The 13,027-nt window shown below is 65.3% G+C and carries 11 protein-coding genes; 6 read left to right on the forward strand and 5 right to left on the reverse strand.

The features are described from left to right. Nucleotides 1–31: 31 nt before the first annotated feature. Nucleotides 32–1,006: an ABC transporter substrate-binding protein gene (locus HZB49_RS15075; protein ID WP_291612681.1), complete on the reverse strand. Its 975-nt coding sequence runs from the start codon at nucleotides 1,004–1,006 to the stop codon at nucleotides 32–34. A 250-nt stretch (nucleotides 1,007–1,256) separates the two neighbouring features. Here HZB49_RS15075 and HZB49_RS15080 point away from each other — a divergent pair, with 250 nt between their 5' ends. Then, nucleotides 1,257–2,633 (forward strand): cytochrome P450, encoded by a 1,377-nt coding sequence (locus tag HZB49_RS15080; protein WP_291612682.1) that lies wholly within the window; start codon nucleotides 1,257–1,259, stop codon nucleotides 2,631–2,633. A gap of 187 nt (nucleotides 2,634–2,820) precedes the next feature. On the opposite strand, the gene HZB49_RS15085 is transcribed toward HZB49_RS15080, so the two are convergent. Together HZB49_RS15085 and HZB49_RS15090 are read right to left on the reverse strand one after the other, a co-directional pair. Continuing rightward, nucleotides 2,821–3,345, reverse strand: a complete 525-nt coding sequence (locus HZB49_RS15085) for a cupin domain-containing protein (protein ID WP_291612684.1) — start codon at nucleotides 3,343–3,345, stop codon at nucleotides 2,821–2,823. A gap of 104 nt (nucleotides 3,346–3,449) precedes the next feature. Continuing rightward, nucleotides 3,450–4,289 (reverse strand): glucose 1-dehydrogenase, encoded by an 840-nt coding sequence (locus HZB49_RS15090; RefSeq protein WP_291612686.1) that lies wholly within the window; start codon nucleotides 4,287–4,289, stop codon nucleotides 3,450–3,452. Between the two features lie 186 nt (nucleotides 4,290–4,475). Between HZB49_RS15090 and HZB49_RS15095 the strand changes: the two genes are divergently transcribed. The 5 genes from HZB49_RS15095 (at nucleotide 4,476) to HZB49_RS15115 (ending at nucleotide 12,253) form a co-directional block, all read left to right on the forward strand. Then, nucleotides 4,476–5,438, forward strand: a complete 963-nt coding sequence (locus tag HZB49_RS15095; protein WP_291612688.1) for an HWE histidine kinase domain-containing protein — start codon at nucleotides 4,476–4,478, stop codon at nucleotides 5,436–5,438. A gap of 173 nt (nucleotides 5,439–5,611) precedes the next feature. Then, nucleotides 5,612–7,378, forward strand: coding sequence for an EAL domain-containing protein (locus HZB49_RS15100; RefSeq protein WP_291612689.1), 1,767 nt, complete (start codon nucleotides 5,612–5,614; stop codon nucleotides 7,376–7,378). A 276-nt stretch (nucleotides 7,379–7,654) separates the two neighbouring features. Beyond that, on the forward strand, nucleotides 7,655–10,693 hold the full coding sequence (locus HZB49_RS15105) for an EAL domain-containing protein (RefSeq protein WP_291612691.1): 3,039 nt from the start codon (nucleotides 7,655–7,657) through the stop codon (nucleotides 10,691–10,693). Further along, on the forward strand, nucleotides 10,693–11,760 hold the full coding sequence (locus HZB49_RS15110) for a diguanylate cyclase (protein ID WP_291612693.1): 1,068 nt from the start codon (nucleotides 10,693–10,695) through the stop codon (nucleotides 11,758–11,760). The genes HZB49_RS15105 and HZB49_RS15110 overlap by 1 nt, the downstream gene beginning before the upstream one ends. 88 nt (nucleotides 11,761–11,848) lie before the next feature. Continuing rightward, nucleotides 11,849–12,253, forward strand: a complete 405-nt coding sequence (locus tag HZB49_RS15115) for a YccF domain-containing protein (protein ID WP_291612695.1) — start codon at nucleotides 11,849–11,851, stop codon at nucleotides 12,251–12,253. Nucleotides 12,254–12,331: 78 nt separating this feature from the next. On the opposite strand, the gene HZB49_RS15120 is transcribed toward HZB49_RS15115, so the two are convergent. Further along, nucleotides 12,332–12,574, reverse strand: coding sequence for a hypothetical protein (locus HZB49_RS15120; protein WP_291612696.1), 243 nt, complete (start codon nucleotides 12,572–12,574; stop codon nucleotides 12,332–12,334). A 131-nt stretch (nucleotides 12,575–12,705) separates the two neighbouring features. Then, entirely contained in the window at nucleotides 12,706–12,972 is a 267-nt protein-coding gene (locus HZB49_RS15125) for a hypothetical protein (protein WP_291612698.1), read from the reverse strand. Nucleotides 12,973–13,027: the final 55 nt, after the last annotated feature.

The following is a 13,027-nucleotide window of genomic DNA, read 5'->3' on the forward strand; positions in this document are numbered from 1 at the left end:
TGACGGCGGTGCGGCTACGAGCCGCGCCGCCTCACTCGATCACCTCGTCGGCGGTGGCGAGCAGCGACGGCGGGATGGTCAGACCGAGCGCTGTCGCCGTGCGGCGGTTGACGACGAGATAGAACTTCGTCGGCTGCTCGACGGGAATGTCGGCAGGCTTGGCGCCGCGCAGTATCTTGTCGACCTGATCGGCGGCCTGCCGGAAAAGATCGGCCCAGTAAGGTCCGTAAGACATCAGCGCACCGGCGTCGACGTATTCACGGCCGCCATATATCGTCGCCAGGCGCATATCCTGCGCCAGCGCATTGATGCGGACACGATTGCCGAAAATCAAGGGGTCCGTCGCGACATAGAGCGCCTCGGCGCGTCCCTTGAGGGCTGTAATCTGCGGCGCAATCTCGGCAGCGTCCTTGATTTCCAGAGCTGTCGCCTCAAGGCCGAGCGCGCGTGCCACCGTCAACACTTCGCGCATTTCCAGCATCGCACCCGGTGCACCTGCATTGGCCATGACGGCCAGATGGGTAAGTCCCGGCACGAGTTCCCGCAGCAGCGCAATTCGCTTGCCCGCGGTGTCGGTTTGCTGGATCGATACGCCCGTCACGTTGCCGCCGGGCCGGGCCAAGCTGCTGACGGCGCCGGTGCCGACCGGGTCCATTTGTGCGGCAAACACGACGGGGATCTTCGTGGTTGCCCGCTTCGCGGCCAGTACAGGCGCGGAGGCCCAGGTTACGATCACATCGACGTTGAGGCCCGCGAATTCCGCCGCGATCGCGTTGTAACGTTCGAGGCTCGCCTCCGCCCAGCGATATTCGATGGTCAGGTTGCGCCCCTGCACCCAGCCGAGCTGCTGCAGCCTCTGCTCGAATACGGCAATCCAGGGCTTTCCAAGCTCCGGAGTCGTCGCACCGAGAACGCCGATGGTCTTCCTGGCCGCCGGTTGCGCATTAACGGCAAACGGCAGCGCGGACATCGCGCAAACGCCTGCCATGAACGTGCGCCGCTTCATGAAATCGCCCCGGCGCACGTTACTCGGTCGAAGTCAGTCCGGCCTGAGGCACCGGCGCCGCAACGGCGGCTAGAGTGACAATCGTGACCGCGCGCAACGATTCCGACATGGCGTCGCCACCTGCTGTTCTGACATTTTGGTGAGCGTAGCACGGCGTTGCAGCTTTGTGACGCCAATTGCGCGAACAGGGAAGGCTTTGCAGCACGCGCACAACCGGCTATTTTCTGCCGGGCCAACCGGAGTAGTCGCCATGTCGATGCAGAGCGTGCTTTCCCCTGCCAATATCCCGGTGCCGCCCAATCCCAGGGCGTTGCGGCACATCCCCGGCGACGAGGGCTGGCCGATCGTCGGCAACACGCTGAAGGTGCTGGCCGACCCCAAGGGGCAGATCGAACGGCAGGCCGCCAAATACGGCCCGATCTACCGCACCCGCCTGTTCGGCGAGACCAGCGTGACGCTGCTCGGGCCCGACGCCAACGAACTCGTGCTGTTCGATCAGGCGCGCCTGTTCTCCTCCACCCACGGCTGGGGGCCGATCCTGGGCCTGCTGTTTCCGCGCGGGCTGATGCTGCTGGATTTCGAGGAGCACCGCCTGCACCGCCGCGCGCTGTCGGTGGCGTTCAAGTCGGGGCCGATGAAGTCCTATCTCGTCGATCTCGACCGCGGCATTGCCGCGCGGGTCAGGCAGTGGAAGAAGCAGCCAGGCGAGATGCTGGTCTACCCGGCGATGAAGCAGCTCACGCTTGATCTCGCGGCGACATCCTTTCTCGGCGCCGAGATCGGGCCCGAGGTCGACGACATCACCCGCGCCTTCGTCGACATGGTGGCGGCGGCCGTCGCACCGATCAGGCAGCCGCTGCCGTTCACGCAGATGGGCCGCGGTGTCAGCGGCCGCAAGCGGATCGTGGACTATTTCTCCGAGCAGATTCCGGTCCGCCGCGCGCGGGGCGGCGGCGACGATCTGTTCTCGCAGCTGTGCCAGGCCACCCACGAGGACGGCGCGCTGCTGTCGACCCAGGACATCATCGACCACATGAGCTTCCTGATGATGGCGGCGCATGACACGTTGACGTCGTCGCTGACCTCCTTCGTCGGCGAGCTGGCCGCCCATCCCGAGTGGCAGGCGCGGCTGCGCGAGGAGGTCAAGGGCCTCGGCATCGAGGCCAACGATCCCTCCAGCATGGACAATCTGGAAAAGATGCCGCTGTCGGAAATGGCGTTCAAGGAAGCGCTGCGGCTGAAGCCGCCGGTGCCGTCGATGCCGCGCCGCGCAGTGCGCGATTTTTCCTTCCGCGGCTACGACATTCCCGCCGGCACCTCGGTCGGCGTCAACCCGCTGTATACGCACCACATGCCGGAGATCTGGCCGGACCCGGACAAGTTCGATCCGATGCGCTTCACCGACGAGGCGCAGCGCACCCGCCACCGCTTTGCCTGGGTACCGTTCGGCGGCGGCGCGCATATGTGCCTCGGCCTGCACTTCGCCTACATGCAGGCGAAGACCTTTGCGCGGCACTTGCTGCAGAACCTCGAAGTGTCGCTGGAGCCCGGCTACAAGCCGGACTGGCAGATGTGGCCGATCCCGAAACCACGCGATGGGCTGAAGGTGAAGATCAAGCCGGTGTGATGAGGGCTTACCCTCTCCCCCTTGTGGGAGAGGGTCGCTTCGCGGAACGCGAAGCGGGGTGAGGGTTTGCCTCCCCGAGCGAGCATCCCTCGTATCAGCCAGCCGGCGTCCGCGGAGAGAAACCCCTCATCCGTCGCGCACTCCGTGCGCGCCACCTTCTCCCACAAGGAGAGAAGGAAGGGCTCTCTCACTGCTTCAGCAGCGTCGTCAGCTGGGCTCCTTCGTCGGCGACGAAGATCGCGATCAGTTCCGCGGGCTCGGTGCTGCTGGCGTTCGCCGAAACCAGATGCGTCGAGCCCGGCGGCTCGAAGAAGGATTGCCCCACCTTGAAGGTCTCGACCGGTCCGCCGCCGAGCTGCGAGCGGATCTCGCCTTTGGTGACATAGGCCGTCACCGAACCGGAATGATAATGCGCCGGCGTGAAACCGCCGGGGCCGTAGAACACGCGCACCACGGTGACGCGCTTGCCCGGCACGTTCGGCAGCGCATGCGAGCTGATGGGCTCGACCACGTCCTGGGACGACGCCGATGTCATGCAGAGCGGCTCGATCACGGCGGCGACGAGATCGCGCGTCAGCGGCGCGGTTTTCGCGATCAGGAACGCGCAGGCGAGGCCGGCGATGACCGCAAGATGGAACGGGCGGGCTTCGGCCTTCGCTCTTTGAGCTACGGCCGACACGTCCGGTAGTTTGAGGGTGGTTGCTGCGAGCATGGTCGAATCTCCTTCCCAGTCATTCCGGGATGGTCCGAAGGACCAGACCCGGAATCTCGAGATTCCGGGTTCGCGCTTCGCGCGCCCCGGAATGACGGCAAGCCTCACGTCCCCTGATCGAACGCCTTGCGCAGGGCGACGTAGCCTTGCTGCTGCTGGGTCCAGTTGCGGCCGCCGGTGATGGCGCCGTCGACGACGAGGTCATGGCCGTTGACGAAGGAGGATTCGTCGCTGGCCAGGAACACCGCCGCATACGCGATGTCGTCGGGCAGCCCGGCGCGCGGGATCGGCTGGGCGGTCTTGTAGACCTCGCGCATCACGGCCGGAGTCTTTTCGGCGGCGTCCGTCGAGAGCCCGAGCGCCTTGCCGAAGATGCCAGTCGCAATCGCGCCCGGCGAGATCGAGTTGACGCGGACATTGGACTCGCCGAGCTCCATCGCCACGCATTTGGTGAGATGGATGACGGCCGCCTTGGCCGCGCCATAGACCACCGAGGAGGAAAAGCCGGCGAGGTTCCCGGCGATGCTGCCATTGTTGATGATGCTGCCGGAACCCTGCTTCTTCATGTGGGGCGCAGCGTGCTTCATCCCGAGCATGACGCTGCGCACCAAAGTCGCCATCGCAGCGTCGAAGCGATCCACCTCGAGGCCCTCGATGCCGCCGGTTTGCGCAGGGCCGCCGGCATTGTTGAACAGACAATCGATCTTGCCGAATTTGTCGACCGCAAGCGCGATCAGCGCGCGCATCTGGTCTTCCTGGGTGACGTCGGTCTGGCGGAAGACGCAGGCGCCGCCGAGCTGCCTGGCCAGCGCCTCGCCCTCGGGCACGCGGCGCCCAGCAATCACGACTTTGGCGCCTTCGGCGACGAAGAGCTCCGCGGTGCGCAACCCGATGCCGCTCGTTGCGCCCGTGATCACCGCAACCTTGCCGTCTAGCCGCCCCATGATGTTTCCCCTTTGTCGCAAATGCCTGTCTTGTTGCTGACACTATCCCCGCAGCGCGGAACCGGCGCAAGCGCGGGCGGCACGGCGGCATGACACGGTTGCGGGCATCGCCGCTCTGTAAAACGGGTGTTTTGCCCTATGCTCGGCCATAATTTGGTGCGGCTGATCACGTGAAGTGACAGACTCATGGCAAAATTGATCGACGAATTCCGACGGGCCTGGCGGGGGGCTTCCCAGCCCGCGCTGCCGCTTGCCATCGGCTTTGCGGTGGTCTGCCTGGCGCTGTCGACGCTGGCGCGATGGGGATTGGCCCAAATCCGGCCCGACGTGTTCTTCACGCCGTATTTTCCGGCCGTGGTGCTGGCGACCATGTTCGGCGGCTACCGGATCGGCATTCTAACGGCGCTCGCGGCCGGCGCGCTCGGCATGACGGTCAATTTCAGCAATGCGACGGCGGACTCGGCGCGTTTCGTGCTGCTCGTGATCTACTGGGCGGTATGCGGCGTGACGATCTGGGGCGTCGAGCATTACCGCGCCATCGCGGCGCATCAGCGCGAAATCTCCAGGCGTCTGATCGAGGAAGAGGAATACCGCAAGCTGCTGGTCGACGAGCTGCAGCACCGGCTGAAGAACAAGATTTCGACTGTCCATGCGGTGCTGCACCAGGTGCTGGCCGACCAGCCGCAAATCTGGAGCGCCATTGACCGGCGCATTCGGGCACTTTCGGCAACCGACGACCTGATTGCCCGCGTGGAAGGCAGGGGATGCGACATCCGCGATCTCCTGCGGTCCGAACTCGGCCCTTACGGCCATGTCCGCTTCAACCTGAACGGGGATGCGCTGTTCCTGCCGGCAAGGCTCGCCGTCAGCCTGGCGCTGATGTTCCACGAGCTCGCCACCAATGCCAGCAAGTATGGGGCCTTCGCATCCGCCCGCGGCTTCCTTCAGGTGTCGTGGACGGTTTCCGGCGACCGGCTCAGCATCACCTGGGACGAGACCGAGGGCCCGGCGGTGGAGAATGTCGGACAGCCTGGCTTCGGCACGAAGCTGCTGAATTCCGCGCTGCGGCCGTTCGACGGCAAGACTGAGATCGGCTTCCTGAAGTCCGGCATTCACTGCATCATGCAGTGCCGGATCCCCGCCGATTGAGCGCAATTGCCCGAACGAACCGTGTCTCACGCGCAACTGCCGCGGGTGGAGGTTGACGTTCCGTTAATCACGTCCGCGGCAACGCCCCTTCGATTGCCGCTGCCGGTGCGATGATCCAGGCTTTATCGGCTTCATTTAACTAAAATTACAACGGATTTCGCCACTCTCGCCTGATGTACCGCCCCCGCAATGCCGTCCCGGAATCCGGCGCGGCGACGCCCGGAAACGACGGTGAAGCCGCCTCCGAACTGAGCATCCTGCGCGATGTTCTCAGAATGCTGCCGAACGGCGTCACGGTGCAGGACGAGCATGGCCGCGTGCTGCTGGCCAACGACGCGGCAGCCGCGCAATTGCAGATCGGCGCGGACGGCATTCCCGGGCACGAACACCGCCGCGAAGCCGCGCGCGAAGCCTTTCGTACCGGCCAGCCACTGGTGGCCGAGGAAAGCTTCGTCCACGAGGGCGGCCGCCAGGTGTTCCTCACCCGCCACCACCCGGTCCGCATCGCCGAACGCGATCTCCTGCTGTCGAGCTCCGCCGACATCACCGAGCAGAAGGCGTTCGAGGACGAGCTGTTCCGCTCGGCCTATTATGACGAACTGACCGACCTGCCGAACCGGCGGGTGATCGAGCACCGCGTCAACAAGCTGCTCCAGGCCGGCGAGACCTCGCCCTTCGCGCTGGCCTTCCTCGACGTCGACAATTTCAAGCACATCAACGACTATTACGGCCACGCGATCGGCGATGCGCTGCTGGTCGAGATGGCGCGCCGCATCGCCATGAACCTGCGCGCTTCCGACATGCTGTCGCGGATCAGCGGCGACGAATTCGTGCTGCTGCTGCATCCCGTGCAGGGCCAGGAGGAAGTCGCCGAGTTCATCCGTTTCATGCTGGAGCGGATCAAGGCGCCGTTCTTCATCGACGATTCGGAAATCTTCGCCTCCACCTCGATCGGCGTCAGCCTCTATCCCGAGCACGGCGGCAGCTACGACGCGCTGCGCCACAACGCCGACATCGCGATGTACCGCGTAAAGAACGCCGGCAAGGGCGCGGCGGCGTTCTTCGACGACAGCATGGAGCGCGAAGCACAGGCGCGCATGAAGGTCGAGCAGTCGCTGCGGCTCGCCATCCTGGAGAAACGCTTCTGCTGCGCGTTCCAGCCCAAGGTCGACATCCGTACCCGCGACGTCATCGGCATCGAGGCTCTGGTCCGCCTGCGTGACGATCAGGGCGTGATCCAGGCGCCCGGCACCTTCATCAATCTCGCCACCGAGCTCGGGTTGATCGACGAACTGACGCGCCTGGTGCTGGCCGATATCGTCAGGTCGATCGACCTGATCAACGAGACCTTCGGTCATGAAACTACCATCAGCATCAACGTCGCGGCCAAACAGGCCGGCAATCCCGAATTCATGCGCCCGTTCGCGGAGGCGCTGGAGCAGACCGGCTTCCCGAAGCGCTTCATGATCGAGGTGACGGAAGACGCCTTCGTCACCAGGACCTCGTTCCAGGACGAGATCCTGCCGATCCTGCGCAGGATCGGCGTCGGCATCTCGATCGACGATTTCGGCACCGGCTATTCGTCGCTGTCGGCCCTTGCCGACATAACCGCCGACGAGATCAAGATCGATCGTTCCTTCATCACGGACATCCACAAGCGGCCGCGCAGCCAGGGCATCCTGCGCGCCATCGAATCGCTCTCCGAAGCGCTCGGCATGACCGTGGTCGCGGAAGGCATCGAGACCCACGAGGAACTCGCCTACCTGCAGGCGGCGACCCGAATCCGCTACGCGCAGGGCTATTATTTCGACAAGCCGATCTTCCTCGAGGATCTCAAGCGCGCGACCCCGCCGACCAGCGAGTCGCGCGGCCGCCTTGCCAGCCGTCCGGTGCAGGAGAACCGCACCGGCTATTCGCGCGCCGCCGGCTACCGCCGCTAGGGCGCTTTCAAGCGAAAGCCTGCCGCGCGCCTGAAGGAAACCGTCAAATCAGGAATCTGGCGCATGCTTCGGTCTTAACCCCGCGTTAGGCACGATGGGCAGGCTCCTTGCGCAACTGCAGCATCGATTAAGAACGAGGTAACCGGATTTCCTAACGCGAATGCCATTTCTGCTGTCGTACCCATGGGTTCCATGGGGCCAGGGTGGATGCGCAAATTGCTTTCCGGGATTGGTTGGGTCAACGCGACCGATGAATCGCGCGCCAAAGCCACATCCATGCTCCGCGGCCCCGTGACGTGGCTCGTGCTGTGCGGCGCCGTCCTGTCGGCGGCGATCCTGGTCGGTACCGTCGTCATGATCGACCAGTTCCGCGAGCGCGCGCTGGCGAACGGGCAGCGCGAGCTGGAAAACACCGTCCTGCTGCTGACGCGCCATTTCGACCAGCAGTTCGAGGATTCCGACACCATCGCGCGGAACATCATCGCCCAGATGGGAATTCCGCATGTCACCTCGCCGGATGAGTTCCGGCAGAGACTGTCGACCTTCGAGGCGCACGAGGCCCTGAAATCCAAGGTCAGCGTGCTGTCCTATATCGGCGACGTCAACTTCTTCGACATCAACGGGCGGCTGATCAATTCCTCCGGCTCATGGCCGCTGCCGGAGATCGACATCTCCGACCGCGCCTATTTCTCCACGCTGCGCTCCGGTCCTCCCTACCAGTCGGTTCTCGCCGAGTCCGTGCGCAGCTACTTCACCGGCAACTGGACGACGGTCGTCGCCCACCGCCTGAGCGGTCCCGACGGCAGCTTCCTCGGTGCGATGGGCCGCCGCATCGATCCCGCCAATTTCGAGAAGTTCTTCGCTTCCCTTTCGCTCGGCAAGGGCGCCGCGATCTCCATGTTCCACCGCGACGGCACGTTGATTGCGCGCCACCCGCATGTCGCTGCGATGATCGGGCAGAAGCTTTTCAACGCGCCCCTGGTCGAAAGCGTCCAGACCCATGGCGGGGTCCGCTCCATGAAGGTGAGGAGCCCGGTGGACGGGAAGGAGCGCATCGGCACCGCCGCGGCGCTGCGCGACTATCCGATCACGATCGTTGTGACCACGACGCTGGCCAACGTGCTCGCCGACTGGCGCGACCAGACCCACGCCATGATCGCGGGCGCTTGCCTGCTGATGCTGGCGATCGGAGCCACCCTGCTCCTGATCATCCGGCAGATCGGCCGGCAGAACCGCGAATCCCAGCAGCGCCTGGAATCGCAGAAGCAGCAGCTCGACACCGCGCTCAACAACATGACGCAGGGGCTGGTGCTGTATGACGGTTCGAAGCGCCTGGTGCTGTGCAACCAGCGATTCATGAACATGTTCGGACTGTCGCCGGATATGGTCAAACCCGGCACGTCTTCGCTCGACATCATGAAGCATCGCCATGCAACGGGATCGTTCGACGGCGACCCTGTCAAGTTCCACGACGAAATCCAGCTCCGTGTCGCCAAGGGCGAGGTCACCACGTCGATCGTCAATTCCAGGGACGGCCGGACGTTCCAGATCGTCAACCAGCCGCTGCCGCAGGGCGGATGGGTTGCGACCATGGAGGACGTCACCGAGCGGCAGCGGCTCGAGCAGGAACGCGACCGCAACTACGCCTTCCTGAGCCAGATCCTCGACCACATCCCCTCGCAGATCACGGTGAAGGATGCCCGCGACCGCCGCTACCTGCTCGCCAACCGCGTTGCGGAGGAACAGTTCGGCATGCCGCGCGAACAGATCGTCGGCAAGACCGCTCCCGACCTGTTCCCGCCGCATTCCGTCGAAATCATCAACGCCGACGACGAGAAGACCCTGCAGTCCGGCAGCCTGTTCAAGGACGAGCACCTCTGGGACAGCCAGGCGCTCGGCAAGCGCTACATCACCTCGACCCGGATCGGCATCCGCGACAACGGCGGGGACGTCCGCTACATCGTCAACGTAGTCAACGACGTCACGGAACACCGTCGTGCCCACGAGAGGATCGCCCATCTCGCCCATTACGATCCGCTGACCGACCTGCCGAACCGCGTGCTGTTCCGCGAGCAGATGCAGCGGGAATTGCAGAAGGTCTCGCGCGGCGATCAATTCGCGCTGCTCTATATCGACGTCGACGAATTCAAGGGCATCAACGACTCGCTCGGCCACCATGTCGGCGACGAGCTGCTGAAGGCGGTGGCGGGGCGGATCAGGGGCTGCATCCGCGAGAGCGATATGATCGCGCGGCTCGGCGGCGACGAATTCGCCGTGATCCAGACCTCCGTCAAGGGCGTCAACGACGTCCTCGACGTCGTCACCCGGATCCACGAAGCGCTGCGCCAGCCGTTCCAGTGCCTGGGCCATCATCTGTCCTCCGACGCCTCGATCGGCATCGCGCTGGCGCCGCAGGACGGCACCGATATCGACCAGCTGATCAAGAATGCCGATCTTGCGATGTACGGCGCCAAGGCCGACGGCCGCCGCACCTATCGCTTCTTCGAGCCGGAAATGGACGCCAGCGCCAAGGCGCGGCTCGCGCTGGAGCAGGATCTGCGCCACGCGCTGACCAATGGCGGCTTCGAAATCCACTATCAGCCGCTGGTCGACCTCAGGAACGACCAGGTGACGGGGTGCGAAGCGCTGGTGCGCTGGCGCCATCCGGAGCGCGGCATGATCTCGCCTGCCGCGTTCATCCCGGTCGCGGAAGACACCGGCCTGATCGTCGAGCTCGGCGAATGGGTGCTGCGCACGGCCTGCGCCGAGGCGGCGAACTGGCCGGAGCATGTCCGGCTCGCGGTCAACGTGTCGCCCGTGCAGCTGCGCGAGCCGACGCTGGCGCTCAGGATCGCCAGCGCGCTCGCCGCCTCGGGCCTGCCGGCAAACCGGCTGGAGATCGAGATCACCGAGGCCGTGCTGATCGGCGACGACGCCACGGCGCTCGCCATCCTGCATGAGCTGAAATCCATCGGCGTGCGGATCGCGCTGGACGATTTCGGCACCGGCTATTCCTCGCTGAGCTATCTGAAGCGCTTCCCCTTCGACAAGATCAAGATCGACCGCTGCTTCGTCACCGACATCGCCGAAGCCGACGGCTCGTCGGTGATCGTGCAGGCGGTGGTGAACATCGCGGCCTCCTGCAACATGACGACGGTGGCGGAAGGCGTCGAGACGCCGCAGCAGAAGGAATTGCTGCGCGCGCTCGGATGCAACCAGATGCAGGGCTTCCTGTTCTCCGGCGCCAGGCCGAGCGCGGAAGTGCGCAAGCTGCTCGTCCCCTCCTCCTCCGACGACGTGGCGGCGGTGGCGTGATGGCCAACGATCCGACCAGGAACCGCAAGACCGGCGACGCCGCGGACCACTATGCCGCGCGGCTGCTGCAGCACCTGGTGGTGCCGACCTTCGTGATCGACGCCGACCGCCGCGTCGTGGTTTGGAACCGCGCCTGCGAGCGCCTGACCGGCGTTTCCGCCACCGAGGTGCTGGGCACGCGCAATCACTGGCAGGGCTTCTATGAACAAAACCGCTATTGCCTCGCCGACCTCGTGGCGCTCGGCCGCCAGGACCTGATCGGCGATCTCTATGCGGAATTCGTCGTCACCAAGGACGACAGCATCGGCTCCAGCGCGGAAAACTGGTGCGTGATGCCGCGGCTCGGCAATCACCTCTATCTCGCGATCGACGCTGGCCCGATCCATGACGACGACGGCAATTTGATCGCCGTGGTCGAGACGCTGCGCGACATGACCGACCAGAAGCGCGCCGAGATGGCGCTGAAGACGCTGGCCGCCAAGGACGGACTGACCGGGCTTGCCAACCGCCGCTCCTTCGATCAGGCGATCGAGATGGAATGGTCGCGCGCCGACCGCTCCGGCCGGCCGCTGGCGCTGCTGTTTGCCGACGTCGATCATTTCAAGCTGTTCAACGACAATCACGGCCATCAGCACGGTGACGAGTGCCTGCGCGACATCGCCGCCATGATCGGCAAGACCGCGATCCGGCCGACCGACCTCGCCACCCGCTATGGCGGCGAGGAATTCGCCATCATCATGCCCGATACCGACATGGCTGCCGCCTGCGCGGTGGCGGAGCGGCTGCGCCACGCGGTCGCCGAGATGCGCATCGCGCTCGGGGAGCCTGCGGCCGATTCATGCGTCACGCTCAGCGTCGGCGTGGCGACCTATGTCCCCGGCCAGGACGTCGTCGGGCCCGACTGGCTGATCGGACAGGCCGACCAGGCGCTCTATGCCGCAAAGCATCTCGGCCGCAATCGCGTGGTCTCCACCGACAGCATGCTGCTCGAGCTCGCCAAGGCGCGCCTGATCCGCGCCGGCACCGGCAAACCGGCGCAGGACCAGCCGAAAAAGGCGCGCGGCTAGTTCTTCCATCCGCCGGGCGCAAGCCCTACCGCGCCACTCCTGCCGTCCCTATATTGCCCCTCGTCACCCAAGGCGTGAGGGATTTGCCATGCAACCGGTCTCCATCATCCTCAACATCCTCTGGATCCTGATCGGCGGCGCCTGGATGGCGTTTGGCTGGCTGGTGGCGGCCGTGATCATGGCGATCACCATCATCGGCCTGCCCTGGGCGCGCGCGGCGTTCAATATCGCGGTCTATACGCTGCTGCCGTTCGGCTCGCGCGCGGTGCGCCGCGACGAGGTGACCGGCATGTCAGACATCGGCACCGGACCGCTCGGCGTGATCGGCAACATCATCTGGTTCGTGCTCGCGGGCTGGTGGCTGGCGCTCGGCCATCTCATCACCGCGATCATCTGGGCGGTGACCATCATCGGGCTGCCCTTCGCCTGGGCGCATCTCAAGCTCGCGGGCATTGCGCTGTGGCCGATCGGCAGGACGATCGTGCCGGCGTAGCAAGCGACCTCCGCGAGGCTGGTGGGACTGAAGCCTCGCATCACTCGGCCCCTGCCCCCGCTCACGGCCGGGCCTCCGCTACGACTGGCCAGCGATGGCGCCGGAGATCGGGACGGCGCGCCAGTCGATTGTACCCGGCATGCCGCAGGTGACCTTGGGCGCGGCCTTGTTGCCGAGCGACTCAAGCCTGGCCTGGACGGCATCGAGGGACGGCCATTGGCCTTGCGGCACCCCGGCGTGGGGATCGGCGGGGCCGCTGGCATTCGCAAGGGTCATTGTAGCGAGAAGGATTCTGGTGGCGAGCATTGCGGTTCTGGTCATGGAAGATCTCCGTCATGATTGGCGCCGGCCGCAGGCACTGGCGTGGGTCTGGAAGCGGGGTGATCGGCGCCGATGGGACGCTTTTGATCCAGGTCATGGAATGACCGGCGCCCCATCGGTAGCCTTACTCGTCAGCGGTGGTACCGGCCGTGTTCCCTGCTCTCATCATGGCGCTCGTGACCATCGTCGTCATGATGATTGCGGTAGCCACGACGGGCCTCGCGGTACTCGCTGCGGGAATCATGGTGGCGCTCACGTCGATACTCTTCGCCGCGCATCGCCGGCCGGGTTGCCCCGACGGCGGCCCCGGGTTGCGTCGTGACGGCCTCCTCGGCCTGTGCCACGGCTCCGGCGCCGAACAGGGCGATGAGGGTGCCCAGCATGATGATCTTGCGCATCGTAGTGTCTCCTGGTCTCGGGTCCCGGCCGCCTATTCGGCCAGCGACGCCGGGA

This window comes from Bradyrhizobium sp., from assembly GCF_016219575.1.
Lineage (GTDB): Bacteria > Pseudomonadota > Alphaproteobacteria > Rhizobiales > Xanthobacteraceae > Bradyrhizobium.